Annotated in this window: 21 protein-coding genes; 16 read left to right on the top strand and 5 right to left on the bottom strand. The window is 69.8% G+C overall.

Features of this window, described 5'->3' with window-relative positions:
* The first annotated feature begins 20 nt into the window (after positions 1–20).
* The 5 genes from HPA01S_RS06870 to HPA01S_RS06890 all read left to right on the top strand — a co-directional run bounded on the left by HPA01S_RS06870 (position 21) and on the right by HPA01S_RS06890 (position 11457).
* Positions 21–5984, top strand: a complete 5964-nt coding sequence (locus tag HPA01S_RS06870) for an alpha-2-macroglobulin family protein (RefSeq protein ID WP_066268160.1) — start codon at positions 21–23, stop codon at positions 5982–5984.
* A complete protein-coding gene (gene pbpC / locus HPA01S_RS06875) occupies positions 5981–8167 on the top strand; it encodes a penicillin-binding protein 1C (protein WP_174525283.1) in 2187 nt (728 codons plus the stop codon). Before HPA01S_RS06870 ends, pbpC begins: the two co-directional genes overlap by 4 nt.
* Position 8168: 1 nt before the next feature.
* Positions 8169–9056 (top strand): LysR family transcriptional regulator, encoded by an 888-nt coding sequence (locus HPA01S_RS06880; protein WP_066268162.1) that lies wholly within the window; start codon positions 8169–8171, stop codon positions 9054–9056.
* A gap of 160 nt (positions 9057–9216) precedes the next feature.
* Entirely contained in the window at positions 9217–10374 is a 1158-nt protein-coding gene (locus tag HPA01S_RS06885) for a mandelate racemase/muconate lactonizing enzyme family protein (protein WP_066268165.1), read from the top strand.
* Positions 10375–10407: 33 nt separating this feature from the next.
* Entirely contained in the window at positions 10408–11457 is a 1050-nt protein-coding gene (locus tag HPA01S_RS06890; RefSeq protein ID WP_084360510.1) for a Bug family tripartite tricarboxylate transporter substrate binding protein, read from the top strand.
* A gap of 31 nt (positions 11458–11488) precedes the next feature.
* Here HPA01S_RS06890 and HPA01S_RS23330 read toward each other — a convergent pair whose 3' ends face one another.
* Positions 11489–11809, bottom strand: coding sequence for a DUF4124 domain-containing protein (locus HPA01S_RS23330; protein WP_169801510.1), 321 nt, complete (start codon positions 11807–11809; stop codon positions 11489–11491).
* A 151-nt stretch (positions 11810–11960) separates the two neighbouring features.
* Here HPA01S_RS23330 and HPA01S_RS06900 point away from each other — a divergent pair, with 151 nt between their 5' ends.
* The 5 genes from HPA01S_RS06900 (at position 11961) to HPA01S_RS06920 (ending at position 17265) form a co-directional block, all read left to right on the top strand.
* On the top strand, positions 11961–13097 hold the full coding sequence (locus HPA01S_RS06900) for an HDOD domain-containing protein (RefSeq protein ID WP_066268169.1): 1137 nt from the start codon (positions 11961–11963) through the stop codon (positions 13095–13097).
* Positions 13098–13217: 120 nt separating this feature from the next.
* A complete protein-coding gene (locus tag HPA01S_RS06905; protein ID WP_066268170.1) occupies positions 13218–14369 on the top strand; it encodes an alpha-hydroxy acid oxidase in 1152 nt (383 codons plus the stop codon).
* Between the two features lie 329 nt (positions 14370–14698).
* Entirely contained in the window at positions 14699–15940 is a 1242-nt protein-coding gene (locus HPA01S_RS06910; RefSeq protein ID WP_066268171.1) for a Y-family DNA polymerase, read from the top strand.
* Positions 15941–16026: 86 nt separating this feature from the next.
* Positions 16027–16305 carry a hypothetical protein gene (locus tag HPA01S_RS06915; RefSeq protein WP_245638587.1) on the top strand — a complete coding sequence of 93 codons (279 nt, stop codon included), beginning with the start codon at positions 16027–16029 and terminating at the stop codon, positions 16303–16305.
* A 117-nt stretch (positions 16306–16422) separates the two neighbouring features.
* Entirely contained in the window at positions 16423–17265 is an 843-nt protein-coding gene (locus HPA01S_RS06920) for an enoyl-CoA hydratase-related protein (protein WP_066268254.1), read from the top strand.
* Positions 17266–17275: 10 nt separating this feature from the next.
* On the opposite strand, the gene HPA01S_RS06925 is transcribed toward HPA01S_RS06920, so the two are convergent.
* A complete protein-coding gene (locus HPA01S_RS06925; RefSeq protein WP_066268174.1) occupies positions 17276–17803 on the bottom strand; it encodes a cysteine hydrolase family protein in 528 nt (175 codons plus the stop codon).
* Between the two features lie 122 nt (positions 17804–17925).
* On the opposite strand from HPA01S_RS06925, the gene HPA01S_RS06930 reads away from it, so the two are divergent.
* From HPA01S_RS06930 to HPA01S_RS06940, 3 genes are all read left to right on the top strand, one after another.
* On the top strand, positions 17926–18987 hold the full coding sequence (locus HPA01S_RS06930) for a histone deacetylase family protein (protein ID WP_066268177.1): 1062 nt from the start codon (positions 17926–17928) through the stop codon (positions 18985–18987).
* A 188-nt stretch (positions 18988–19175) separates the two neighbouring features.
* Entirely contained in the window at positions 19176–19751 is a 576-nt protein-coding gene (locus tag HPA01S_RS06935; protein WP_066268255.1) for an RNA polymerase sigma factor, read from the top strand.
* Positions 19752–19759: 8 nt separating this feature from the next.
* Positions 19760–20554, top strand: a complete 795-nt coding sequence (locus HPA01S_RS06940; RefSeq protein WP_066268179.1) for an anti-sigma factor — start codon at positions 19760–19762, stop codon at positions 20552–20554.
* Positions 20555–20611: 57 nt separating this feature from the next.
* Here the strand turns inward: HPA01S_RS06940 and queF are convergent, their stop codons facing one another.
* Genes queF through yaaA form a run of 3 tightly spaced genes read right to left on the bottom strand, consistent with a single transcriptional unit; the run spans position 20612 to position 23173 of the window.
* Positions 20612–21463, bottom strand: a complete 852-nt coding sequence (gene queF, locus HPA01S_RS06945; RefSeq protein WP_066268181.1) for an NADPH-dependent 7-cyano-7-deazaguanine reductase QueF — start codon at positions 21461–21463, stop codon at positions 20612–20614.
* A 57-nt stretch (positions 21464–21520) separates the two neighbouring features.
* Positions 21521–22390, bottom strand: a complete 870-nt coding sequence (locus HPA01S_RS06950; RefSeq protein WP_066268183.1) for a 2OG-Fe(II) oxygenase — start codon at positions 22388–22390, stop codon at positions 21521–21523.
* Positions 22391–22396: 6 nt separating this feature from the next.
* Positions 22397–23173, bottom strand: coding sequence for a peroxide stress protein YaaA (gene yaaA / locus HPA01S_RS06955; RefSeq protein WP_066268185.1), 777 nt, complete (start codon positions 23171–23173; stop codon positions 22397–22399).
* A gap of 311 nt (positions 23174–23484) precedes the next feature.
* Here yaaA and HPA01S_RS06960 point away from each other — a divergent pair, with 311 nt between their 5' ends.
* The 3 genes from HPA01S_RS06960 (at position 23485) to HPA01S_RS06970 (ending at position 26156) form a co-directional block, all read left to right on the top strand.
* Positions 23485–24099 (top strand): VOC family protein, encoded by a 615-nt coding sequence (locus HPA01S_RS06960; protein ID WP_066268190.1) that lies wholly within the window; start codon positions 23485–23487, stop codon positions 24097–24099.
* Between the two features lie 120 nt (positions 24100–24219).
* Complete coding sequence (locus tag HPA01S_RS06965) at positions 24220–25962, top strand: FAD-dependent oxidoreductase (protein WP_066268192.1); 1743 nt, start codon at positions 24220–24222, stop codon at positions 25960–25962.
* Positions 25959–26156, top strand: coding sequence for a DUF2783 domain-containing protein (locus tag HPA01S_RS06970; protein ID WP_066268194.1), 198 nt, complete (start codon positions 25959–25961; stop codon positions 26154–26156). The genes HPA01S_RS06965 and HPA01S_RS06970 overlap by 4 nt, the downstream gene beginning before the upstream one ends.
* Positions 26157–26163 lie beyond the last annotated feature (7 nt).

Here is a 26163-nt window from a genome sequence, read left to right on the forward strand (position 1 = left end):
CGTGTCCCTTGGAGCACGCCTTGACGAAAAACATCCCGACCCGCCCTCTCGCCCGCCTCTCCGCCACCGCCGCCCTGCTGCTGGCCGTGGCCTTCCCCGCCGCCGCGCTGCAGATCGTGAGCACCTCGCCCAAGGGCGAGGTCTCGCGGGTGCGGCAGCTGGTGGTCAAGTTCGATGAGGCCGCGGTCGCGTTCGGCGACCCCAAGGCGCCCGCGCCAGTCTCGCTGTCGTGCAGCGACGCCCAGGCCACCCAGGGCAACGGCCGCTGGATCAACGAGCGCGAATGGGCCTTTGATTTCGAGAACGACCTGCCGCCCGGCGTGAGCTGCACGGTGCAGGCCAGGAGCGGCTTCAAGTCGCCCAAGGGCACCGAGCTGGCGGTGAGCCGCTCCAGCTTCAACACCGGCGGCCCCTTCGTGCAGCAGGTGCGCCCCGGCACCTCGTCGCGCATCGACGAAGAGCAGTATTTCGTGCTGCGCCTGAACGGCGCGGCCACCACGGCCAGCGTGCAGTCGCGTGTCTGGTGCGCGGTTGAAGGGCTGGGTGAGCGTGTGCCGGTGCGGCTGATCGAGGGCCGCGAGCGCACCGAACTGCTCAAGGCCAATGGCTGGGAGCAGCCGGCGGCCAAGGAGCCGCTGCGGTATGTCACCCTGGCCTGCAACCGCCGCTTCACGCCCGACAGCAAGGTCGCCATCGTGTTCGGCCAGGGCGTGGCCACGCCCTCGGGCGTGCCGAATGCGGTCGAACGGCGCCTGGAGTTCCAGGTGCGCGAGGCCTTCACCGTCGGCTTCAGCTGCGAGCGCGAGAACGCCCAGGCCGCCTGCCTGCCGATCCGCCCCATGACGCTGAACTTCAGCGCCCCCGTGACGCGCAAGCTGGCCGAGGGCATCCGCCTGAAAGCAGAGCGGCAGACCTACAAGCCGGTGTTCGACGAGGAGAACAGCGACGGCGACAGCCTGGTCTCGGACCTCACGTTCAAGCCGCCTTTTGCCGAACAGGCCTCGCTGAGCATCGAACTGCCGAAGAACTTCCAGGACGCGGCCGGCCGCACGCCGGTCAACGCCGACAGTTTCCCGCTGCCGGTGGCCACCGGTGCCATGCCGCCGCTGGCCAAGTTCGCGGCCTCGCCTTTCGGCATCGTCGAACGATTCGCCGAACCCGGCGGCACGCCGCTGCTGCCGGTGACGCTGCGCAACGTGGAAGCCGCGCTGCAGGTGAAGGGCCTCACGCCCGGCCAGGTGAGTGAACTGCAGCCGAAGACCGACGCCGAGATCATTGCCTGGTTCCGCAAGCTGCAGCGTTATGACCAGTTCAACGTCTCGCGCAAGCAGGCGCAGGCCGACGGGCTCGGCCCGCTGCCACGGGTGCTGGAAAACCGCGACAAGCACTGGGTCGAATCGCGCGCCGTGTCGCTGCTCAAGGGGCAGCCGGGCGTGAAGCAGATGGAGCTGCCCAAGCCGGCCAACAACGACCCGCGCCCGTTCGAGGTGGTCGGCATTCCGCTCACGCCGGGTTTCCACGTGGTCGAGATCGCCTCGCCCGCGCTCGGCGGCGCCCTGCTGGACCCGCGCTACGGCGACGCGCGCACGATGTACGTGCGCAGCTCGGCGCTGGTGACCAACCTGGGCGTGCATTTCAAGCTCGGGCGCGAGAACGCCCTGGCCTGGGTGACCACGCTGGACAAGGGCAAGCCGGCGGCGGGTGCGGCAGTGCGCGTGTCCGACTGTGCCGGCAAGGAGATCGCCACCGGCACCACCAACGCGCAAGGGGTGGTGGAGCTCAAGGGCGTGCCGCCCGAAGCGCCACGCTGCCACGATGACGGCGGTGACAGCTCGCAGGCCTACTTCGTCAGCGCGCGCCTGCAGGACGGCGCGGTGCAGGACATGGCCTTCACCTGGAGCGACTGGTACCGCGGCATTGAACCCTGGCGCTTCAACGTGCCGACCAGCCGCGACACGCGCCCGGACGAGCGCGCCCACACGGTGTTCGACCGCACCCTGCTGCGCGCCGGCGAAACGGTGTCGATGAAGCACCTGATCCGCACCGAAACGAGCAAAGGCTTCGGCCTGCCGGCCATCCTGCCCGACACCCTGGTGGTGACGCACACCGGCAGCGGCCAGCAGTTCACCCAGCCGGTGGCGTGGCGCAAAACCGCCACCGGCGGCCAGAGCGCGAGCAACACCTTCGCCGTGCCGGCCAGCGCCCGCCTGGGCAGCTACGAGGTCACGCTCAAGAACTCGGACCCGAACGAACGCGAATACAGCACCGGCGAGTTCCGGGTGGAAGAGTTCCGCCTGCCGGTGTTCGAGGGCCGCATCGCACCGCAGGACAACAAGGCTCTGGTGGCGGTGAAGAGCGTGCCGACGCAACTGCAGGTGAACTACGTCTCAGGCGGCGGCGCGGCCAACCTGCCGGTGCGCGTTTCGGCGCTGGTGCGCAACAAGAGCCTGAACTACCGCGATTTCGAGGCCTTCAGTTTCTACCCGCCGCGCGCGGCCAGCGGCGACAGCGCAGCCAGCAGCGACGAAGGCGAGGAAGAAGCCAGTGCCTCGATGGACCAGCGCGTCATCGCCGACAAGCTGCCGGTCACGCTGGACCGCAACGGCGCCGGCGCGCTCAACATCGAACAGGTACCGGCCGCAACCCAGCCGCAGGAGCTGCTGCTGGAGGCCACCTACTCCGACCCGAACGGCGAGGTGCAGACCTTGCGCAGCGTCTCCACCGTGTGGCCGGCGAGCGTGGTGGCCGGCATCAAGACCGAGGGCTGGGTCTCGGCCAGCCAGAAGATCAAGTTCCAGGCGCTGGCGCTCGATCTGGCGGGCAAGCCCGCGGCCGACGTCTCGCTCAGCGTGGACGCCATCGCCCACATCACCACCACCAGCCGCAAGCGCCTGGTGGGCGGTTTCTACACCTACGACAACAAGACCGAGACCAAGGAACTGGGCCGGGTCTGCAGCGGCAAGAGCGACGCACGCGGCCTGCTGCTGTGCGAGGCCAGCCTGGGTGAGCCGGGCGAGGTGGAGCTGGTGGTGACCGCGCGCGACGCCTCGGGCCGCAGCATCCAGGCCGCGAGTTCGGTCTACGTCACGCGCCAGGGAGAACTCTGGTTCGGCGGCGAGAACCACGACCGCATCGACCTGCTGCCCGAGAAGAAGAGCTACCAGCCCGGCGAGACCGCCAAGTTCCAGGTGCGCATGCCGTTCCGCTTCGCCACCGCGCTGCTGACGGTGGAACGCGAAGGCATCATCGAGACCCAGGTGGTGCAGCTCAACGGCCAGGACCCGACGGTGCAGCTGAAGATCCAGGAAGGCTGGGGCCCCAACGTCTACGTGAGCGTGCTGGCCTTGCGCGGCCGCCTGCGCGAGGTGCCGTGGTATTCCTTCTTCACCTGGGGCTACAAGGCGCCGCGCGAGTGGTGGACCTCGTTCTGGTACGAAGGCCGCGAATACGTGGCGCCCACCGCGCTGGTTGACCTGAGCAAACCGGCGTTCCGCCTCGGTCTGGCCGAGATCCGCGTCGGCACGCAGGCGCACCAGCTCGACGTGAGCGTGAAGCCCGACCAGGAAACCTACCCGGTGCGTGGCCAGGCCCGCGTCACCATCAGCGCCAAGCTGCCCAACGGCCAGCCGGCGGCCCATGCCGAGGTGGCATTGGCCGCGGTGGACCAGGCCCTGCTGGAGCTCATGCCCAACCGCAGCTGGAACCTGCTCGACGCCATGCTGCAGCAGCGCGCCTGGGGCGTGGAGACGTCCACCGCGCAGATGGAAATCATCGGCCGCCGGCACTACGGCCGCAAGGCGGTGCCCGCCGGCGGTGGTGGCGGCAAGAGCGGCACGCGCGAACTGCTCGACACCCTGCTGCTGTGGAACCCGAAAGTGACGCTGGACGCCAAGGGCCAGGCGGTGGTGACGGTGCCGCTCAACGACGCGCTGACCACCTTCCAGATCGTCGCCGTGGCCGACATGGGCACCGGCCTGTTCGGCACCGGCCAGGCCAGCGTGCGCGCCACGCAGGATCTGCAGATCATCAGCGGCCTGCCGCCGCTGGTGCGCGAGGACGATCAGTTCCGCGCCCAGCTCACGCTGCGCAACACCACGCAGAAAGCCATGAAAGTGGAAGTGGCACCACGCGCCACCCTGCTCGAACTGGCGCCGCAGACGGTGAACATTCCCGCCGGCGAAGCGCGTGAGGTGGCGTGGAACGTGACGGCGCCCGCGCAGCTCGCGCTGACGCGCGCCGAAGCCATCCTGTGGGAGATCGAGGCTAAGGACACGCTGGGCGGCGCGAAGGACGCGCTCAAGGCCAGCCAGCGCATCGTGCCGGCCGTGCCGCTCACGGTGCAGCAGGCCACGCTGGTGCAGGTGGACGGCGCCTTCAACCTCGAGGTGGGCGCACCCGCCGGTGCGCTGCCGGGACGCGGTGGCCTCAAGATCGCGCTGCAGCCCAAGCTGGCCGAAGGCCTGCCCGGCGTGCGCGACTGGTTCGCCAACTACCCCTTCGTCTGCCTGGAGCAGAAATCCAGCAAGGCCATGGGCCTGCGCGATGCGAAGCTGTGGCAGACGGTGCTGGCACAACTGCCCACCTACCTCGATGCCGACGGCCTGGCGAGTTACTTCCCGCCGCGCGAAGGCGATGGCAACCGCGGCAGCGACATCCTCACCGCCTACCTGCTGGCCGCCACACACGAGGCCTCCACGCTGGACCCGGCGTTTGCGCTGCCCGACGACGTGCGCGCACCGATGGAGCGGGGGTTGATCCAGTTCGTTGAAGGCCGCATCTCGCGCGAGTTCTGGAGCCCGCGCAAAGACCTGGATGTGCGCAAGCTCGCCGCCATCGAAGCGCTGTCGCGCTACGGCAAGGCGCGTGGCCGCATGGTCGGCAGCATCACGCTGGCGCCCAACCAGTGGCCCACCAGCGCGGTGATCGACTGGGTGAACATCCTGCAGCGCGTGAGCGACGTGCCGCAGCACGAACAGCGCCTGGCCGAAGCCATGCAGGTGCTGCGCGCGCGGCTGAGCTTCCAGGGCACCAAGGCCATGTTCAGCACCGAGCAGGACGACTACTGGTGGTGGCTGATGGTCAACGGCGACGTCAACACCGCGCGCCTGATCCTCACCGTGCTGGACGACCCGGCCTGGCAGGACGACATGGGCCGGCTGGCCAACGGCTTCATGGGCCGGCAGCAGAACGGCGCCTGGCACACCACCAACGCCAACCTCTGGGGCGGCCTGGCGCTGGAGAAGTTCTCCGCCAGGTTCGAGTCGGCACCGGTCGCGGGCACCACACGCGCCAGCCTGGGCAGCAGCAGCGCCGCGGTCGACTGGGCCAAGGTGGATCGCGTGAAGGCCAGCGACGCGGCCGGCGCGGCGCACCAGACCACCTGGTTCGGCGCCCCCGCCAGCCCCGGCAACCTGAAGAACAACACCGGCTTCCTGCCGTGGCCGGCCGAAGGCGGCAAGGCTGGCCTGAGCGTGTTGCACCAGGGCACGGGCAAGCCCTGGCTCACGCTGCAGTCGGTCGCCGCGATCCCGCTCAAGGCACCGTTCAGCGCGGGCTACAGCATCAAGAAGACCATCACGCCGGTGGAGCAGGCCGTGGCCGGCACGCACACGCGTGGCGACATCTGGCGCGTGGCGCTGGAGGTGAACGCCTCGGCCGACATGACCTGGGTGGTGGTGACCGACCCGATCCCGGGCGGCGCCACCATCCTCGGTGGTGGGCTCGGCCGCGATTCGCAGATCGCCACCGCGGGCCAGAGCGGTCCGAGCGGCAACGCCTGGCCGGCTTTCGAGGAGCGCAGCTTCGAGGCCTACCGCAGTTACTACGAGTACGTGCCCAAGGGCGTGTTCAAGATGGAATACACCGTGCGGCTGAACAACGTCGGCCAGTTCGCGCTGCCGCCCAGCCGGGTCGAGGCGCTGTACGCGCCCGAGATGTTCGGCGAAAGCCCCAACGCCCGCGTGACCGTGGAGGCCGCGCGGTGAAATCCATCCTCGCGCCGGCGCTGCTGGCGCTGGGCCTGGGCCTGTCGCAGCCGGCGTGGGCCCTGCCCGGTTTCGCCGAGGTGCGCGCCGACTGGCGCTCCTCCGAGGTGCGCGTGCTCGACCGGAATGGCGAACCGCTGCAACGCCTGCGGGTGGACCTGCAGGCGCGGCGCGGCGACTGGATTGCGCTGGCCGACGTGTCGCCCGCGCTGCGCACGGCCCTGCTGCTGAGCGAAGACAAACGTTTTTACGAACACAGCGGCGTCGACTGGCGCGCCGTCTCGGCCGCCGCCTGGGGCAACCTCTGGAACAGCCGCACGCGCGGCGCCTCCACCATCACCATGCAGCTCGCCGCCCTGCTCGACGAGCCCGACGGCGGCCTGCAGCGTGGCGCGGGCGGGCGCCGCATGACGCAGAAGCTCGGCCAGGCGGTGGCGGCGCAAAGCCTGGAGCGGCGCTGGCGCAAGGACCAGATCCTGGAGGCCTACCTCAACCTCGTGCCCTTCAAGGGCGAGCTGGTCGGCATCGACGCGCTGGCGCGCACCCTGTTCGGCAAGGCCCCGCACGGCCTGGACGAGTCCGAGGCGGCCATCGCCGCCGCCCTGGTGCGCGCACCCAATGCCTCGGCACGCCAGGTGTCGCAGCGCGCCTGCGGCGTGCTGAAGCTGATGCAGCCCGGCACGCGGGTGGACTGCTCCGAGCTGCACATCAGCACCACCATCGCGTTCGACAACCGCGCCTTCCCGGCCAGCGAAGGCATCGCGCCGCACCATGCGCGGCGCCTGCTGGCCAGCCAGACACCGGGGCCGACGCAGGCGCTGCGCTCCACCGTGTCGGCACCGCTGCAGCGTTTTGCCCAGCAGACCCTGCAGCGCCACCTGCGCGAACTGCGCGGGCGCAACGTGCAGGACGGCGCCCTGGTGGTGCTGGACAACGCCAGCGGCGAAGTGCTGGCCTGGGTCGGCTCCTCCGGCGTGTTGAGCGCCGCCTCAGAGGTGGACGGCGTGCTGGCCTTGCGCCAGCCCGGCTCCACGCTCAAGCCCTTCCTGTATGCCCAGGCCATCGCGCAGCGGCGCATGACCGCCGCGTCGCTGCTGGAAGACTCACCCGCCGCCATCCCCACCACCAGCGGCCTCTACATTCCGCAGAACTACGACCGCCGCTTCAAGGGCTGGGTGTCGGCGCGCACCGCGCTGGCGGCCTCGCTCAACGTGCCGGCGGTGCGCACGCTGGTGATGGTCTCGCCCGACGCCTTCCACCACCAGCTCGGCGCACTCGGCCTGCCACTGCCCGAGCCCGCGGGCTACTACGGCTACAGCCTGGCGCTGGGCAGCGCCGAGGTGCCGTTGCTCTCGCTCACCAACGCCTTCCGCACCCTGGCCAATGGCGGGCGCTACGGCCCGGTTGGCGCGCCCCCAGCGGCCACACCGGTCATCGACCCCCGCGCGGCCTTCATCGTCGGCGACATCCTGAGCGACAGCAACGCGCGCGCGCGCACCTTCGGCACAGACAGCCTGCTGGCCACGCGCTTCTGGACCGCCGTGAAGACCGGCACCAGCAAGGACATGCGCGACAACTGGGCGGTTGGCTGGTCCGAGCGCTACAGCGTCGGCGTGTGGGTGGGCAACGCCAGCGGCGCGCCGATGTGGGACGTGAGCGGCACCAGCGGCGCCGCGCCGGTGTGGGCTGAGGTGATGCAGCAGCTGCACGCCCACACCCCCAGCCGCGCGCCGCGCGCCCCGGAGGGCCTGGTGCAGGTGCAGGCGCGTTTCGACGACACGGACACCTCACGCCCGCTGGAGGCGGCGCGCAGCGAATGGTTCATCGCCGGCACCGAGCAGGCGCGCTTCAGCATGCACAACGACCGCGACGCCAAGGGCTCGCGCGGCGCCACCGCAGCGGCGTTGCGCATCCGCTCGCCGGCCAGCGGCACCATCGTCGCGCTCGACCCCGACATCCCCCCCAACCGGCAACGCCTCACCTTCACCGCCAGCGGCCCGGGCGGGCGCTGGCGCCTGGACGGCAAGCCGCTGGCGCAGGGCAGCCAGGTGCAGTGGCTGCCCTGGCCGGGCCGGCACGTGATGCAGCTCACCGACGCGCGCGGCAAGGTGCTGGACGAAGTGCGCTTCGAGGTGCGCGGCGCTGGCGTGGTGGAACGCAAACCGGCCAGAGACCCGCGCTGACATGGATCAACCCATCGACCTGAGCACCCTTCGCGTGGTGGTGGCCGCGGCCGACCTCGGCTCCATCAGCGCCGCCAGCGAACGCCTGCAACTCGCCGTGGCCGCCGCCAGCTCGCGCATCACCGCACTGGAGGAGTCGCTCGGCTTTCGCATCTTCGAGCGCTCCTCGCGCGGCGTGCAGCTCACGCCGGCCGGGCAGATGCTGGTGCAGCGCAGCCGCACGCTGCTGACCGACGCCGACCGCCTGGCCCAGCACCTGCGCGGCTACAGCGAAGGCCTGCAAGGCCATGTGCGCGTGCTGGCCAACACCTCGGCCCTGCTGGAGGTGTTGCCGCAGCGGCTGGAGCAGTTCATGCAGGCGCACCCGCTGATCCGCATCGACCTCGAAGAGCGTGGCAGCCCGGAGATTCCCCTCGCGCTGATCGAAGGCCGCGCCGACTTCGGTGTGGTCGACCTGCCGGTGCCACCGGCCGGCCTGTCCTTCGCGCCGTTCTTCAGCGACACCCTGGTGCTGCTCACGCCGCGCGCGCACCGGCTGGCGAGCCGGCGCCGGCTGCGCCTGGTGGACGCGCTGGACGAGCCCTTCATCACGCTCACCGACGGCACCGCCCTGTCCAACCGCCTGCTGGCCTCGGCCGCCGACGCCGGGCGCCAGCTGCACGTGCGCATGCGCATGCGCGGCTTCGACGCGGTCTGCCGCATGGTCGCCGCCGGCCTCGGTGTGGGCGTGCTGCCGGTGGAGGCCATCGCACCGCAGCTGGCGCACCTGCCGCTGGCGGCGGTGCCGCTGTCCGACCCCTGGGCGCGGCGCACCCACCACATCGCCACCCGCACCCACACGCCGCCCTCGCCGGCCGCGCGCACGCTGATCCGCGCACTCAGCCGCTGAACCGGCACCCACGCCGCGCGCAGCCTCGCGGTTCCGGCTTTCGCCATCCGCGAAAGCCGCCTTTGCCGCACGCCATTGCCGGGCGCGCCGGGCCGTTCCACACTGGCCGCCAGACCTCAACACACACAAGCGCCGCCGCCCCGGCCGCGCAGGAGACCTCATGAAAATCGTTCGCGTCAGCGCCACGCCGCTGAACCTGCCCGTCAGCGTGCCCATGTCCAGTGGCAAGACCAAGACCACCAGCCTGTCGGTGTGCATCGTCAGCATCGAAACCGACACCGGCCTGGTCGGAACCGGCATGACCGCCATCACCGAAGAAGAGGTGATCGGCAGCATCGTCAACGAGATCGCGGCCCACCACCTGGTTGGCCTGGACCCGATGCGCCACGAGCAGATCTGGGACAAGCTCTACTGGCTGCTCACGCCACGCGGCCAGTCGGGTTACGCCAGCCACGCCATTGCCGCCATCGACCTGGCGCTGTGGGACATCAAGGGCCAGGCGCTGGGTGAGCCCTGCTGGCGCCTGCTCGGCGGCGCGCGCGCCGAGGTGCCGGTGTACGCCACCTTCGGCTTCAACTTCTTCGACCGCGACGAACTGGCCGCCGCCGCCACCGACTGGGTCGGCCGCGGCTTCACCCGCCTGAAGATGACGGTGGGCCACCACGGCCTGCAGCGGCGCGACGAGCCACGGCCGCTGGACGTGGTGATTGCCGAAGATGTGCAGCGCATCCGCGCGGTGCGCGAGGCGGTCGGACCCGAGGTGCAGATCTACATCGACGCCAACTGCAGCCTGGATTATTTCCACGCGCAGGCCCTGGCAAAAAAAGTGGAACCCTATGGCATCAGCTTCTTCGAAGAGCCGGTGACCCACAACGACATTCCCAACCTGGTGCGCCTGCGCGCCCAGACCTCGATCCCGCTGGCGGCCGGGCAGAACGAAGGCCAGGCCTTCCGTTTCCGCGACATGCTGGTGGCTGGCGCGGTAGACGTGGTGCAGCCCAACGCCTGCATCACCGGCGGCTTCACGCAGTGCGGCCGCATCGCCGGCATGGCGGCGGCCTTCAACACCCGTTTTGCCAACGGCGGCGCCTGGCCGCACCACAACATGCACCTGCACGCCGGTCTGGCCAACGGCTCGCTGGTGGAATACCACTCGGTTGCGGTGCAGTGCTGCGAGCTGGTGTTCGACGACCTGCCCAAACCCGAAGCCGGTGTGCTGCGCCTGCCCGAGGCGCCGGGCCTGGGCTTCAAGCCCAACCCCGAGCGCCTGGCTGATCTGGCCAAGCGCCCCGGCTCGCGCGGGGCCGGCAAGGCCTGACGCCAGCCCCAACGACAACCCAGGAGACAAGACATGCCCCACAACAAAAACAGCAACGTCAACAACAACAACGTCAAAGTCAACAACGGCAACCTCCCCTCCACCGGCCGCCGCGCCGCCCTGCTGCTGGCCCTGGCCGGCGCCTTCGGCATGGGCACGGCCACCAGCAGTGCCTGGGCGCAACAGGCCTACCCCAACAAACCGGTGCGGCTGGTGGTGGGGTACTCGGCCGGCGGCGGTGTGGACGCCATGGCGCGCCTGCTGGCGCCACGCCTGTCGCAGCTGCTGGGCCAGCAGGTGGTGGTGGAGAACCGCACCGGCGCCACCGGCCTGATTGCCGGCGACGCGGTGGCACGCGCCGCGCCCGATGGCTACACGCTCATGCTGGGCGACAGCTCGCTGCTGATCGCGCAGCACCTGCAGCCGAAGATGACCTTCGACCCCATCAAGGGTTTTGCGCCGGTGGCCAGCGTGTTCACGCTGCCGCTGGTGATCGTCACCAGCAACGACTTTCCCGCCAAGACCCCGGCCGAGTTCGTCAAGCTGCTGCAGGCCAACCCGGGCAAGTACTCCTTTGCCACCTCGGGCGTGGGCACGGTGCACCACCTGGGCTTCGAGATGCTCAAGGCACGCGCCAACGCGCGCGTGGTGCACATCCCCTACCGCGGTGCCTCGCAGATCGTTCCCGACGTGATGAGCGACCAGGTGTCCATCGGCGTCGTCAGCGTGACCGCCGCCGAAGCCCAGGCGCGTGCCGGCAAGCTGCGCGCGCTGGCCCTGATGAATCCGGTGAAGCTGGCCGGCGCGGAAGACATCCCGCCGCTGTCCGATGCCCTGCCCGGTTTCTCCGCCGTGCCGCGCCTGTTCGTGCTGGCACCCGCGGGCACGCCCGCGCCCATCGTCGAACAACTGAGCGAAGCCTTGCGCAAGGTGATGGCCCAGCCCGACATCGCCCACGTGGCAGCGCAGCAAGGCGCGGTGCCCGCCTACATGCCGGCCGGGCCGCTGGCCGCCGACATCGTGCGCGAGTCCGGCGAGTGGGGCAAGGTGATCCGCGAGCAGAAGATCACTGCCACGCAATGAGCGCCACCAGGCCACATGGCGCGGTGTGGCCTCAGCGGCAGGGCTCTGGCTGCGGCACCTCGGTGCAGTGCTGGAAGGCCTCGGGCTTGAGGCCGCCGCCAACCACGCGGTACTGGTCAAAACAGGCGGCGCTGGCCAGGTAACGGTGCCAGCGCACCTCGCAGGCGCTGGTGCCGGGTGGCAGCGGCGTGCTGGCCGGCACCGCAACCGCGCGGTAAGCCTCCGGCACCTCGGTGGCGTACACCAGTTGCCCCTGCGCATCGACCCAACGGTAGAGCTCGGCGGCCCCGGCCGCGAACGGCAGCAGCCACCACCAGGCCGCCAGCAGGCAGACGCGGTGTGGGGAAGACAAGCGCGCTTTCATGCCGGGTGGGATGCCCCGGCGGCCCGCCAGTTCCACCGTTCGGCGGCAGCGCCGCTCAAGCCGGCACCCGGCCTGCCGATACAGGACGGGGGACCGCACCGCCACCGGCGGTGGTGCCCGGTACGGAGCCTGTTCACACATGTCTGCCCTGTTCCTTGTTGGCCTGGCGGCCCTGGCCGCCGCTGCCCTGGCGGCGGTGTTCTGGTGGCAGCGCCGTGCGGCCCGCAGCGCCGTTGCCACCGCACCGGCGGGCGACGCTGCGCAGGCACCCGGCATGGCCCCGGCCGAACCCGCCCCTGCGCAGCCTCCCGCCGCACCCCTGCCCGGCGCGCTGGCAAGTTTCCAATGGCGCACCCAGGACCAGCTGGACGCCGACAAACGCGAGGCGCTGCTGGGCGCCATCCACAAGCTGCCGAACCCGCCACAAACGCTGCAGCAACTGCTGGAGCCCGACCTGATGGCACGCGCCAGCGCGACCGAGCTGCACGCCCTGATCGCCGGTGAGCCCTGGATCGCGGTCAAGGTGCTGGCCTCGGTGAACAGCCCGCTGTACGGCCTGCAGACGCCGGTGCGGGACCTCGCCCAGGCGGTGAACTTCCTGGGGCTGCAGAGCGTGCGCCAGATCTGCCTGCAGCACCTGCTGGCCACCTCCTTCCCGGCCCGGCTGCCGCGCGTGCAGCGCACGCTGGACGCGCTCTGGCGCGCCTGCACCATCGCCAGCGAACTGGCCGCGCGGCTGGACAAGGCCTTGCACCGGTCTGCACAAGGCCCGCTGAGCACGCAGGTGGTGCTGAGCTTTGTCGGCCAGCTGGCCACCGCCTCGGTGATTCCGCAGCCCGGCCTGGCAGGCTGGCTGGAACGCGACCGCCTGGGCCGCGCGCGGCTGGAGCAGGAGCTGCTGGGCCTGAACGCCAGCGAGATCGGCCACCTGCTGATGCAGCGCTGGGCGCTGCCCGCGCCGCTGCTGGCCGAGGTGCGCGAGGCCGGCCGCGTGCTGGTGGCATCCCCGCCACCGGCGCAGGCCGGCGGAGGTGGAGGCGACGGCCTGCCGCGCCAGACGCTGACCTACCTGTGCGCGCGCCTGGGCGAACGGCTGGCGCTGGGCCAGCTGGCCTCGCTGGAGGGTTACCGCCCGGCCGACGACGACTCGGTGGACATGCACCACCTGCGCGCCAGCCTGTCGCCGCTGGCGCTGGCCCGGCTCGGCGAGCTGCTGCAAACCCCGGCCCTGCGCCACACCGTGCAGCAGCTGACCGGGCGCATGGCCGCCGCCTGACTCGCAGGGCGCTGCCGCGCCGTCAAGAAAATTCAAAGCCCGGCGACCGGGTTTCACGGCACGGGCCGGGGGTGGCGGCTACCATGCAGGGCAGGCAATACCGACCCGGATACACAACACATGACCGTCATCACCAACGTGGAAGACCTGCGCCTGCTGGCGCAGCAACGCGTGCCGCGCATGTTCTACGACTACGCCGACAGCGGCTCGTGGACCGAGAGCACCTACCGAGCCAACAACGAAGACTTCCAGAAGATCAAGCTGCGCCAGCGCGTGGCCGTCAACATGGAGAACCGCAGCACGCGCACCACCATGATCGGCCAGGACGTGGCCATGCCGGTGGCGATTGCACCCACCGGCCTGACCGGCATGCAGCACGCCGACGGCGAGATCCTGGCGGCACGCGCGGCGCGCAAGTTCGGCATTCCGTTCACGCTCTCGACCATGAGCATCTGCTCGATCGAAGACGTGGCACAACACGCCGGCGAAGGCTTCTGGTTCCAGCTCTACGTGATGAAGGACCGCGGTTTCATCGAACGCCTGATCGACCGCGCCAAGGCCGCCCGATGCGGCGCCCTGGTGCTGACGCTGGACCTGCAGATCATCGGCCAGCGCCACAAGGACCTGAAGAACGGCCTGAGCGCACCGCCCAAGATGACGCTGGCCAACCTGCTCGACATCGCCTGCAAGCCCCGCTGGGCGCTGGGCATGCTGGGCACGCAACGCCGCAACTTCGGCAACATCTTCGGCCACGTCGAGGGCATCGAGAACATGGGCAGCCTGAGCGAGTGGACCGCCAAGCAGTTCGACCCGGCGCTCAACTGGGGCGACGTGGAATGGATCAAGCAGCGCTGGGGCGGCAAGCTGATCCTCAAGGGCATCCAGGACGTGGAAGACGCCAAGCTCGCCGTGGCCTCGGGCGCCGACGCGCTGATCGTGAGCAACCACGGCGGCCGCCAGCTCGACGGCGCGCAAAGCAGCATCGAAGCCCTGCCCTCCATCGTCGATGCGGTGGGCGGCCAGATCGAGGTGCACATGGACGGCGGCATCCGCAGCGGCCAGGACGTGCTGAAAGCGCGGGCCCTGGGCGCACGCGGCGTCTACATCGGCCGCCCCTTCCTCTACGGCCTGGGCGCCATGGGCGAAGCCGGCGTGAGCAAGTGCCTGCAGATCATCCACAACGAACTCGACCTGACCATGGCCTTCTGCGGCCACACGCAGATCCAGAACGTGGACAAGAGCATCCTGCTGCCAGGCACGTACCCGAAGTAACACCCCCCGCGCGGCTGCGCCGCTCCCCCCTCTGCTGCGCGAGGGGGGCGCACTCTGGGCCCGGCGGAGCCGGCGCCTCGAGTGCCCTGGTTCAATGCACGTCGCGCCGGGGATGGCGCACAGCTCGCGACGGCATTGCGTCCCCTCTCTGCTGTGCGGGAAATCAAACCACTCGCGACTGCGCCGTGTCTTGCTCCCTCTCCCCCTGGGAGAGGGCTGGGGTGAGGGCCCGCGCGCAAACCCGTCGCCCATCGCCCATCGCAGCCCCGCACAACGCCACACCCAACGGACAATCCGCAGCGCCCGGGCGGTGTGCAGGTGATCCCGCTATGCTCACCGCCGTGACCCCTCCCCCGCCCCGCCTGCGCCGCATCGCCCACCTCGACATGGACGCGTTCTTCGCCTCCGTCGAGTTGCTGCGTTACCCGCAGCTCAAGGGCCTGCCGGTGGTGATCGGTGGCGGACGGCGGCGCGAGGACGACATGTTCGCGCGCCTGCGCCAGACCTTCCCCGAACGCGAGTGGGACGACACCACGCTGGACCGCATCCCGGTGGATTTTTTCCCGCGGCTGGAGCACTACGCCGGCCGCGGCGTGGCCACCACCGCCACCTACGCCGCGCGCCAGTTCGGCGTCGGCTCGGCCATGGGCCTGATGAAGGCCGCCAAGCTGTGCCCGCAGGCCATCCTGCTGCCGGTGGACTTTGACGAGGTGCGGCGCATCTCGCGCCTCTTCAAAAGCACCATCCGCGAGATCGCGCCGGTGATGGAAGACCGCGGCGTGGACGAGGTCTACATCGACTTCACCGACGTGCCGGGCGGCCAGCGCGAAGGCGGCCGTGTGCTGGCGCGGCTGATCCAGAAGAGCATCTTCCAGGCCACCGGCCTGACCTGCTCCATCGGCGTGGCGCCCAACAAGCTCATCGCCAAGATGGCGAGCGAGTTCAAGAAACCCAACGGTATCAGCATCGTGCACACCGACGACCTGGAGCGCCTGATCTGGCCGCTGCCCTGCCGCAAGATCAACGGCGTCGGCCCCAAGGCCGATGCCAAGCTGCAGGGCCACGGCATCCACACCATCGGCGAGCTGGCGCAGCGCGAGCAGCCCTGGCTGGTGCAGCACTTCGGCAAGAGCTACGGCGCCTGGCTGCACGAGGTGTCATGGGGCCGCGACGAGCGTGCCGTGCAGACCGAGAGCGAACCGGTCAGCATGAGCCGCGAGACCACCTTCGACCGCGACCTGCACGCGGTGCGCGACCGCGCCGAACTCGGCGCCATCTTCACCCGCCTGTGCGAGCAGGTGGCCGACGACCTGCAGCGCAAGGGTTATGTCGGCAAGACCATCGGCGTGAAGCTGCGCTACGACAACTTCCAGATCGTCACGCGCGACAGCACCATCGGCCACTTCACCAGCGACGCGGCCAGCATCCGCCGCATCGCCGGCCTGTGCCTCAAGCGGGTGGACCTCACGCGGCGCATCCGCCTGCTCGGCGTGCGCATGGGCTCGCTGGCCAAGCCCGGCGAGGTGCCACCCGAGCCCGAGCGCGTGCCCGAGGCGGCGCAGCTGTTCTGAACCACCCGGCGTCCATTGACGCGGGCAGGTACCCCACCTACATTGGCATGGACGGGATGTCGGTCGCATTCCCAGGGGGGTGTGTCATGAACCTCTGTCTCAGTCTCGACGAACTGGAACGCATCAAACGCTGGCACGTGGCCCACCGCAGGGACCACCCGCTGGAGTACCAACTGTGGGACGGTGTGCTCACCGTGTGGCTGATGGGCTGGATGGGTGGTGCGCTGGTCTTCTGCCTCGACGCCCTGTGGTTGCTGCCCATCTGCCTGCTGGGCATCTGGGCGCCCGGCCTGTACGTGCGCTGGCGCCGCAAGGTGCACCGCGCGCACCGCCTGCGCTGCGACTGGCTCGACCCCAACGGCTGAAGCACCGCACGACTCAGCGTCCGGGCCGTGACAGCCCGGGGCGCGCGCGCGGGCTACAGTGGCCGCGATTGCCTGCGATTGCTCATGCCCTCCACCACCACCGAGACCCGCCCTGCCATGACCGCACCGACCTGCTTCGCCCTCAGCACCACCGACCACGTGGCCCACCTGGTGCTGAACCGGCCCGCCGAGCTCAACACCATGCACCCCACCTTCTGGCGCGAGCTCGACGCGGTGCTGACACAGATCCACCTCGAAGGCAGCGCGCGCGCCCTGGTCATCAGCAGCACCGGCAAACACTTCAGCGCCGGCATGTCGCTGGAGACCTTCGCTGGCGCGATCAGCATGGACGACCAGAGCCCCGAAGGCCGCGCCGCCATCTTCGACCTGCTCACCGACATGCAGGCCACCTTCACGAAGATCGAGAACCTGCGCATCCCGGTGATCTGCGCCATCCAGGGCGGCTGCATCGGCGGCGCGGTCGACATGGTCACCGCCGCCTGCATCCGCTACGCCAGCGCCGACGCCTTCTTCTGCATCCAGGAGATCAACATCGGCATGGTGGCCGACGTGGGCACGCTGCAACGCCTGCCCAAGCTGATGCCGCTCGCGGTGGTCAAGGAACTCGCCTACACCGGCCGCCGCCTGCCGGCCGCGAAGGCGCTGGCCTACGGCCTGGTCAACGAGGTGTTCGACAGCGCCGAGGCCACGCTGGCCGCCGCGCTGCAATGCGCCAAGGAGATCGCCAGCAAACCACCCGTGGCGGTGTGGGGCAGCAAGCAGGCCATCCACTACGCACGCGACCACTCGGTGGAAGACAGCCTGCGCCAGATGGGCTGGCTGCAGGGTACGGTGTGGAGCAACGCCCACGTGCGCGAGTCCATCGCCGCCATGAAGGACAAGCGCCCCGGCCACTTCACGCCGCTGGCGCCGCTCAAGCCCTTCTCGTCGCTGGGCTGAACCCGGGTGCTTACAGCTCGGCGCTGAGCACCAGGCGCGCACGCGGACCGAAACTGGAGATGTTGCTCAGCGTGGCGTTGTGGTGCGCGATCACCTGCGGCGCGCTCAGCACCGCATTGCCGGCCGAGCTGTGGCCATCGGCCACCAGCGCCACCGGATAGCCCAGCGCCAGCGCGCGCCGCGTGGTGGTGTCGACGCAGAACTCGGAGTGCAGCCCGCACACCACCAGCTCCTTCACACCCCGCGCCTTGAGCAGGGCCTCGAGGTCGGTGTTCAGAAACGCGTCGGGTGTTTTCTTGCGCACCCGCAGGTCACCGGGCTGCACCTGCAGGCCGTCGGCCAGTTGCCACTCGCGCGTGCCGTGCTCCAGATAACCTCCGGTGGATTCGTGCTGGATGAACACGATCGGCCAGGCAGCCGCACGCCAGCGCTCGACCACGTGGTTGACGCGGGCAATCAACGCGTCGGTCTCGTGAGCCCGGCCCGCGCCCTCGCACAGGCCTTGTTGCAGATCGATCACGAGCAGGGCAGAGATCATGGGGTGCTCCATGGGTGCGGCGGAAATGCGGCCGCCCAGTGTGCCGCGTTTCCGGGTGCACGGGTTTCGATACGATGGTCGCCCACGCCCGCTGCGGCGAAGCCCGTCGCCATCCACACGCCATGAAAACCTTCCACAACCCGCAGCACGCCGGCCACGCCGGTCAACAGGAAATGTTCCGCGGCCGCATGGTGCCTTGCCACGAGGTGCCGGCGCGGCTGGGTTTCGTGCTCGACGAGCTGCGCCGCCGCCCGCTGGGCACCGTGGAGGCCGCGGCCTTGCCGGAGGCTGCGCTGGACGCCGCCATCCACCGCGTGCACGACGCGCGCTACCTGGCTTTTCTGGCCAGCGCCTGGGACGACTGGGTCGCCATGGACCCGGCCAACGCACAACGAGATGCCCTGCCCTCGGTCTGGCCGATCGGCAACCGCCACGCCTTTCGCACCGACGTGCTGCCGGCCAACTTCGCGGCGCGGCTGGGCCTGTTCTCCTTCGACTCGGGCTCACCGCTGACCGCCGGCACCTGGGCCGCCGCGCGCGGTGGCGCGGCCTGCGCGCTGGCGGCGGCGCAGGCGGTGGCCGCGGGTGAACGCAGTGCCTTCGCGCTCACGCGCCCGCCCGGCCACCACGCCGGCGCCGATTTCCTCGGCGGCTACTGCTTCCTCAACAGCGCCGCCATTGCCGCGCAGGCGCTGCGCGATGCCGGCCACGGCCAGGTGGCGGTGCTCGACGTCGACTACCACCACGGCAACGGCACCCAGGCGATCTTCTACGAGCGCGCCGACGTGTTCACGGTCTCGATCCACGGCGACCCCAGCACCGAGTACCCGTTTTTTCTCGGCCATGCGGACGAGCGCGGCGCCGGTGCCGGTGAAGGCCACAACCTCAACCTGCCGCTGCCGCGCGGCACCGGCGTGCTGGCCTGGCGCGCCGCGCTCGACCAGGGCCTGCAGGCGGTGCGCGACAGCGGTGCCACGGCGCTGGTGGTGCCGCTGGGCCTGGACACCTTCGAGGGCGACCCGATCTCGGGCTTCACGCTGAAGAGCGGCGACTACGCCGCCATCGGCGCCGCCCTGGCCAGTGCCGGCCTGCCCACGGTGTTCACCTTCGAGGGCGGTTACGCGGTGGACGCGGTGGGCGTCAATGCGGTCAACCTGCTGGAAGGGTTTCAGCGCGCGGCCTGAATCCGGCGCGCCCTGGGCGGCGTATCCAGAGGGACATGAAGCCCTCACACCCGCCCACCAGCACACCCGCCGACCCCAACTCCAGCCCAGCGGAGCAACGGCGCCGCAGCGCCGGCCCGTTCCCCGTGCTGGTCTGGAGCCGCCCGCCCGGCACACACCCAGCACCCGCGCGGCCCCACAATGCGCGCATGAGCGACCTCCAACCCGACGACACCCTCATCGCCCTGATCGACCGCGTGGCCCAACGCGACGAGACGGCCCTGAAAGCGCTCTACGAGCTGGTGTCGTCCAAGCTCTACGGGTTGTCGCTGCGCGTGGTCGGCAAACACGAATGGGCCGAAGACGTGCTGCAGGAGACCTTTCTGCAGATCTGGCGCACCGCGGGCGACTACCGCGCCAGCCTGAGCCCGCCCATGGCCTGGCTGGGTCTGATCGTGCGCAGCCGCTCGCTGGATTCGCTGCGCCGGCGCAGCGCCGAACGCGCCCACCTCAGCGACGAGATCGACGACGCCATGGCCGACACGATGGAAGGCGCGTCGCCCAACCCGATGGACGTGAGCCTGGCCAGCCAGCAGGCCTGGGCGCTGCACCAGTGCCTGGGCAAGCTGGAAAACCGCCAGCGCGAGGTGGTCAGCCTGGCCTACCTGCGCGACCTCAGCCACAGCGAGCTGGCCGAACAGCTCCGGCTGCCGCTGGGCACGGTCAAGACCTGGATCCGGCGCGGGCTGGAACAGTTGCGCACCTGCATGGCGCGTTTTGCGTGAGGCCAGGTATGAATCTGCTCAAAAACCCCGAATTGTTGGACCGCCTGGCCGCCGCCCACGCGCTCGGCACGCTGCGCGGTGGCGCGCGCCGCCGCTTCGAAGCCCTGGCACGCGAACAGGCACCGGTGCGTGCCGCCGCCCTGGTGTGGCAGGGCCGCGTCGCCAGCATGAACGAACTGCAGGCGCCGAGCGAGCCCTCTCCCGCGGTCTGGACGCGGATTGAAAACCTGGTGCGCGCCGACAGCGAGCAGCAGGCCATGGCCGCTGCGCGTGCATCGTCCGCAAACACCACGGCACCCGCCACCACCACCGGCGGCTGGCTGCGCAGCCTGGCGCTGTGGCGCGGCGCCACCGCGGCCGGCGCACTGGCCACGGTGCTGGCCCTGGTGGCCGCGGTTGGCCTGCGCGACCAGCTGGGGGCCCAGGTGAGCGAACTGCAGGCCCGGCTGGATGCCACACCCGCCATCGAATACGTGGCCGTGCTCAACGACGACCAGGCCGGTGCCTCCATGCTGGTGACCTTCGACCCCAAGAGCCAGAAGCTCACGCTGCAGCGCGTGGGCAGTTTCCAGGAAGCGAGCGACAAGTCGCTGCAGCTGTGGGCGCTGCCACCGGCGGGTGCGCCGCGCTCGCTCGGCGTGCTCGGCCAGGACCGCCTGCTGCAGCTCACCGCTGGCGAGGGCGATGTGCGCGAGGTGCCGGCGCTCGCGATCAGCCTGGAACCCAGGGGCGGTGTGCCGAGCGAACGCGGCCCGACCGGCCCGGTGCTGTTCAAGGGCGCGCTGATCCAGAAGATGCTCTGAGGCGTGCAGCGCCGCTGCACGCCACGCGGCCCGCAACGGCCGCGTTGCTGTTGCGCGTTACTGCCGCGCGGTGCGCACGTTGGCTGGCGGCGACTGCGGGTGGCTGCTGCGCCAGGGGTTGATGTCCAGCCCGCCGCGGCGCGTGTAGCGCGCGTACACCGTCAGCTTGGTGGGCTTGCAGCGCTGCCAGATGTCCATGTAGATGCGCTCGACGCACTGCTCGTGGAATTCGTTGTGGTTGCGAAAGCTCACGATGTACTGCAGCAGGCCGGCCTGTTCGATCTGCGGGCCGCTGTAGCTGATCTGCACGCTGCCCCAGTCGGGCTGGCCGGTCACCAGGCAGTTGCTCTTGAGCAGGTGGCTCACCAGGGTTTCGGTCACCGGTTGCTCGTCCACCGCCGCGCGCAGCAGCTCGGGTGCGGGCTGGTACTGCGTGCACTCCACGTCCAGCCGGTCGAGCAGCAGGCCGCTGAGTTCGTTCACCGGCTCGTGGTCGAACAGTTCGGGCAGCACCAACTTCACGCCGGCGCTGGCCTGCACCGGGCCGCCGTGCCAGATGGCGGTGCTGATGTCGGCGCGGATGGCGTCGCGCACCGCGTCGGCGCTTGCGAACCGCGTGTTGTTGAAGCTGTTGAGGTAGAGCTTGAAAGACTTGCTCTCCACGATGTGCGTGCTCTCGCAGGGCACGGTGATGTGGGCCAGCGCCACCATGGGTTTGCCGCGCAGGTTGAGCCAGCTCAGCTCGAAGGCGGTCCAGAGGTCGGCGCCCAGAAAGGGCACGCTGCCGGCAATGCCGATCTCGCGCCGTTTGGCCTCGCGCGGCAGCGGGAACAGCAGCGCCGCGTCGTACTGGTCGATGTAGGCCGAGACGCGGCCGAGCTGGGATTGTTCAGGGGTGTTGGCGCTCATGGGGTGGGCCTCAGATGGAAACGGGCGGTGGGTGTGGCGCGGTGTGCCGGCACGGCCTCAGACGAACTCGCGTTCGCGCAACCATTTGGTGGCAACCCATTTTTCGCCCTCGATCACCGGCGCGCCGCCGTGCAGCGTGCGGGTGGACGGGTGGGCGCGGTCGTAGCTGAAGAACACCGCGTTGCCACGCACCGGTGCCACCTCAAAACCCACGTCGGGGAAGGTGGTGCCGCCGCCGCGGGTGGGCTCGTTCAGGTACATCACCAGCGTGGCCACGCGCTGGCCGCCGCGGCGCAGGATGGTGGGCGTGCCGGGTTCGTTGGTGTCGAAGTAGTCGTAGTGCGGCTTGTACTCGGCGCCGGGCTTGTAGTTCAGCACCTGGACGCCTTCGCCGTTTTCCAGCGGCCAGTTGAGCAGGCGGGCGATGCGCGCCTCCACCGCCGCCACCTCAGGCGTCTGGCCGCGTGTGAAGAACATGCCGCTGCTGGTGCGGTCGGGGTTGAGCTCTTCGCCGCCGGTCTTGGTTTCCACCGTGAGCGAACGCGCCATGTGCGGCCGGGCGGCGGCGATCAGCGCGTCACACTCTTCGGCGCTGAGCAGGTTGCCCAGCACCACCACGCGCGGGTGGTTGAGCGAGACGATCACGTCCACCACGCGGTCGCCCGCGTCGATCTGGCGCGGCGACTGGCTCAGGTCGAGATCGGGCACCGGCACGCCCTCGGCGGGCGCGGCGGCGATGGTGGCGGCGGGCCGCTGGGCGGCCTGGCTGCGCAGGTGTTCGCGCAGCGTGCTCTCCAGCGCCTCCAGCGCCACTGCTTCCTGCCAGCCCGACGCCACCATGGACGTCAGCACGGCCTCGGGTTCAAAACCGGCGGACGCCTGCTCGATGATCCAACGGCGGAGTTCGGGGGTGACGGACTGGGTCATTTCAATTCAAGCCTTTTGCTCACGGCGGAACACCAGCCGGTCGGTCGAGGACGCGACGGGCACAAATCGGTAGCCCTCAAGATCGAAGCCCTTGAGCTGCTCGGGCGTGGTGAGCCCATGCGTGACAGCGTAACGCACCATCAGGCCACGGGCGCGCTTGGCCATGAAGCTGATGACCTTGTAGCCATCGGCCTTGCGCTCCTCGAACACACAGGTGACCACACGCGGCACCAGGGCCTTGCGGTCGACCACCTTGAAGTACTCCTCGCTGGCGAGGTTGACCACCACCGGGGTCAGCTCGGCCTGGGCGCGCTCGTTCAGGTACTCGGCGATCTGCCGGCCCCAGAACTGGTACAGGTTGCTGCCCTTGCCGGTCTGCAGGCGGGTGCCCATCTCCAGCCGGTAGGGCTGCATCCAGTCGAGCGGGCGCAGCACGCCGTACAGGCCGCTGAGGATGCACAGGTGCTGCTGCAGCCAGTCGAGCTGGGCGGCGTCCAGGGTCTTCGCGTCCAGGCCGCCGTACACATCACCGTCAAAGGCGAGCACGGCCTGCTTGGCATTCTTCGCGGTGAACTTCGGGCCCCAGGCCTCGTAACGCGCCACGTTCAGTCCCGAGAGCGCGTCCGAGAGTTTCATCAGCTGGCTGATCTGCAGCGGTGTCTTCTCGCGCAACACCTCGATGAGCTCGCTCGACTGCTTCACGAACAGCGGCTGGGTGTGGGTGGTGACGTGGGGCGGGGTCTCGTAATCGAGGGCCTTGGCGGGCGAGATCAGGAAGAGCATGGCAGGCGGTGAAGCGCGGCCCGGGGCCGCGGAGCAGACAAAGCAGGGAGCGGGTGCACACCCCGTGGGGGTATCGTGCAGTGAGCCCGATTATGACCAAGGCACCCGCACGCCCTCGTCACGCCCTGCCGGAGCACCCGAAGGCGAAAGCGCCGGCCGCGCCACCCCCGGCCAGGCCCGCAAAAACCGGTGGACGGTTCCACAAACTGGACTCCGCAGCAGGTGTATAAAGTTACGATAAGGGAAATGCATTGCATAATGGTGAACGCCAAGCAGCTTTGCCCGCGTCCGTCGACCCACAGGAGACCGCCATGCCCACCCCCGCCACCCTGCCCCCGCCAGCGCCCATCCAGCAGCTGCACCACTACGCCTACCGCGCGAAAGACGCCGAGGAAACGCGGCACTTCTACGAAGACATCCTGGGCCTGCCGCTGTACCACATCATCCAGAGCGACGTGGTGCCCAGCACGGGCGAGTACTGCCCGTACACGCACTTCTTCTTCCGCCTGCAGGACGGCTCTTTCATCGCCTTCTTCGACCTCGGCGACGACGAGGCCGCGCTGCCGAGCCCGAACACGCCGAAGTGGGTGAACCACATCAGCTTCCGCGTCGACACGGTGCAGGAGCTGGAGAACACCAAGGCGCGCCTGGAAGCGGCCGGCATCGAGGTGCTGGGCGTGACCGACCACCACATCTTCAAGAGCATCTACTTCTTCGACCCCAACGGCATCCGTCTGGAGCTCACGGCGCAGCTGGCCGACGAGTTCGAGATGCTCAAGGAAAGCAAGACCGCGCACGCTCGCCTGGCCGAATGGACGGCGCGCAAGGAACAGTGGCGCCGTGAGCGCGCCGAGGGCAAGAGCGCCGCCCCGCTCAAGCCGCAGCAGAACGACCGGCCGGAGTTCGTGGCACCCACCCAGGCCTGAGGCCATGCTGCTGGCGTTATTGAGACGGCGCTGGACCTGAACCGCACCGGCTTGAAGGTTGAAGGCGCACGAGCCGAGTGCGTGAAAACGAAAAAGACACCACACAACCAGGAGACAGGCATGTCAGCGACAGCCTACCGAGACACCGCCCACACCAACAACTACGAGCTCACCAGCGGCGCCGGTTACGTGCTGCCGGAGTACGCCTTCGTGCCGCCGCCCGAACTGCAGGGCGGTGATGGCCTGGTGCGCCACCCGATCGTGATCGTCGGCGGTGGCATCACCGGCCTCACGCTGGCCTGCTCGCTGGCGCGCCTGGGTGTGCGTGCGGTGCTGCTCGACGAAGACAACACGGTGGGCGTCAAGGGCGCTTCGTCGCGCGGCATCTGCTACACCCAGAAATCGCTGGAGATCTTCCAGCGCCTGGGCATCTTCGAGCGCATCGCCGCCAAGGGCACGCAGTGGAGCGTGGGCCGCACCTTCGCCGGTGACGACGAGGTCTACAACTTCGATCTGCGCCAGCAGAACAGCTTCCACCTCTCCAGCCAGCCGCCCTTCATCAACATCCAGCAGTTCTACATCGAGGCCTTCCTGGTGGACCGCATCCAGCAGCTCGGCCATGTCGAGCTGCGCTGGCAGAACCGGCTGACCGCCTTCGGGCAGACCGCGGACGTGGCCACCCTCACGGTGGAAACGCCGGCCGGCAGCTACCGCATCGAAGCCGACCACGTGATCGACGCCACCGGCTCCAACAGCCCGCTGCGCAAGTGGTTGAAGGTGCCGTTCGACTCGCGCCGCGGCGACGACCGCTGGTGCATCGCCGACGTGCGCTTCACCACCCGCCCGCCGGCCGAGCGCCACACCTGGATCGAAGCCCCGTTCAACGACAACCGCGCCGTCTGGCAGCACCTGATGGCCGACGACGTCTGGCGCATCGACTACCAGATGGCGCCCAACGCCGACCCCGAATACGTGAGCCGAGAAGACGTGGTGCGCGAGCGCCTGGCGCGCCAGTTCGGGCCCGACGTGGGGGTGGACATCGTCTGGGTCGGCCCCTACGCCTACCGCAGCGAATGCGTGCACGCGATGCGCCACGGCCGGGTGTTCCTGATGGGCGATTCGGCCAAGGTGGTCAGCCCCTTCGGCGCACGCGGCGGCAACACCGGCGTGGCCGACGCCGACAACCTGGCCTGGAAACTCGCCGCCGTGATACGCGGCCAGGCCCCGGCCGCCCTGCTGCAGAGCTACCAGGACGAACGGCTGGAGGCCGCGCAGCAGAACGTGTGCGTGACCAACCGCACCGCGCGTTTCCTGCGCCCGGCCGACGGCAGCGAGCGCCTGTTCCGCCAGGCCACCATCGGCCTGGCCAAGCAGTACCCGTTTGCGCGCAGCCTCATCAACACCGGCCGCATGGCGGTGGCCAACCCCTACAACCGCTCCACCGCCTGCAGCTACCGCGCCGGCAGCGCGGCCGGCCAGTCGGTGCAGAACGTGCCCTTCGCCTGGGCCGACGGCAGCAAGGGCGTGGTCAACGAGCTGCTGAACTGGGCCGAAGGCCAGTTGCTGCTGCTGCTGTTCGGCGAACTCTCGCCGGCCGAGCTGCAACGCCTGCGCCGCCTCGGCCAGCACGCGCCGCTGCGCCTGGTGCAAGTGCTGCCGGCGGGCCGCACGCCGGCACAGGCGCTGGAACACGTGCGCGACCCGCTCGACCAGTTGCGCAAGGCCTGCCAGTTGCAGGAAGGCCGCGCCTGGGCCCTGCTGCGGCCAGACGCCTACCTCGCCGCCAGCGGCGACCGCCTCAACGGCAGCCTGGTGGCCGCCATCGAAACCGCGCTCGGCCTGCACGGAGAAACCACGCCATGAAGACCACCCTGCACTTCCAGGACGCGGATGCGTTCTACGAGCAGCTGCTCGACGCCCACACCGGCCTCAGCCGCGAAGCCGCCGAGCTGTTCAACGCCCGCCTGATCCTGCTGCTGGCCAACCAGGTGGGCGACACGCGCGTGCTGGCCGACTGCATCGCCGCGGCGCGCGAGCTGCCCAACGGCGGCGCCTGAACCAACA

The sequence above is a fragment of the Hydrogenophaga palleronii NBRC 102513 genome, assembly GCF_001571225.1.
GTDB classification, from domain to species: Bacteria; Pseudomonadota; Gammaproteobacteria; order Burkholderiales; family Burkholderiaceae_C; genus Hydrogenophaga; species Hydrogenophaga palleronii.

What these genes read in the sequence shown, in the direction of transcription:
- HPA01S_RS06880 (WP_066268162.1), top strand. Translation starts at nt 8,169, where the DNA reads ATGGATCAACCCATCGACCTGAGCACCCTTCGCGTGGTGGTGGCCGCG.
- HPA01S_RS06885 (WP_066268165.1), top strand. Translation starts at nt 9,217, where the DNA reads ATGAAAATCGTTCGCGTCAGCGCCACGCCGCTGAACCTGCCCGTCAGC.
- HPA01S_RS06890 (WP_084360510.1), top strand. Translation starts at nt 10,408, where the DNA reads ATGCCCCACAACAAAAACAGCAACGTCAACAACAACAACGTCAAAGTC.
- HPA01S_RS06900 (WP_066268169.1), top strand. Translation starts at nt 11,961, where the DNA reads ATGTCTGCCCTGTTCCTTGTTGGCCTGGCGGCCCTGGCCGCCGCTGCC.
- HPA01S_RS06905 (WP_066268170.1), top strand. Translation starts at nt 13,218, where the DNA reads ATGACCGTCATCACCAACGTGGAAGACCTGCGCCTGCTGGCGCAGCAA.
- HPA01S_RS06910 (WP_066268171.1), top strand. Translation starts at nt 14,699, where the DNA reads ATGCTCACCGCCGTGACCCCTCCCCCGCCCCGCCTGCGCCGCATCGCC.
- HPA01S_RS06915 (WP_245638587.1), top strand. Translation starts at nt 16,027, where the DNA reads ATGAACCTCTGTCTCAGTCTCGACGAACTGGAACGCATCAAACGCTGG.
- HPA01S_RS06920 (WP_066268254.1), top strand. Translation starts at nt 16,423, where the DNA reads ATGACCGCACCGACCTGCTTCGCCCTCAGCACCACCGACCACGTGGCC.
- HPA01S_RS06925 (WP_066268174.1), bottom strand. Translation starts at nt 17,803, where the DNA reads ATGATCTCTGCCCTGCTCGTGATCGATCTGCAACAAGGCCTGTGCGAG.
- HPA01S_RS06930 (WP_066268177.1), top strand. Translation starts at nt 17,926, where the DNA reads ATGAAAACCTTCCACAACCCGCAGCACGCCGGCCACGCCGGTCAACAG.
- HPA01S_RS06935 (WP_066268255.1), top strand. Translation starts at nt 19,176, where the DNA reads ATGAGCGACCTCCAACCCGACGACACCCTCATCGCCCTGATCGACCGC.
- HPA01S_RS06940 (WP_066268179.1), top strand. Translation starts at nt 19,760, where the DNA reads ATGAATCTGCTCAAAAACCCCGAATTGTTGGACCGCCTGGCCGCCGCC.
- queF (WP_066268181.1), bottom strand. Translation starts at nt 21,463, where the DNA reads ATGAGCGCCAACACCCCTGAACAATCCCAGCTCGGCCGCGTCTCGGCC.
- HPA01S_RS06950 (WP_066268183.1), bottom strand. Translation starts at nt 22,390, where the DNA reads ATGACCCAGTCCGTCACCCCCGAACTCCGCCGTTGGATCATCGAGCAG.
- yaaA (WP_066268185.1), bottom strand. Translation starts at nt 23,173, where the DNA reads ATGCTCTTCCTGATCTCGCCCGCCAAGGCCCTCGATTACGAGACCCCG.
- HPA01S_RS06960 (WP_066268190.1), top strand. Translation starts at nt 23,485, where the DNA reads ATGCCCACCCCCGCCACCCTGCCCCCGCCAGCGCCCATCCAGCAGCTG.
- HPA01S_RS06965 (WP_066268192.1), top strand. Translation starts at nt 24,220, where the DNA reads ATGTCAGCGACAGCCTACCGAGACACCGCCCACACCAACAACTACGAG.
- HPA01S_RS06970 (WP_066268194.1), top strand. Translation starts at nt 25,959, where the DNA reads ATGAAGACCACCCTGCACTTCCAGGACGCGGATGCGTTCTACGAGCAG.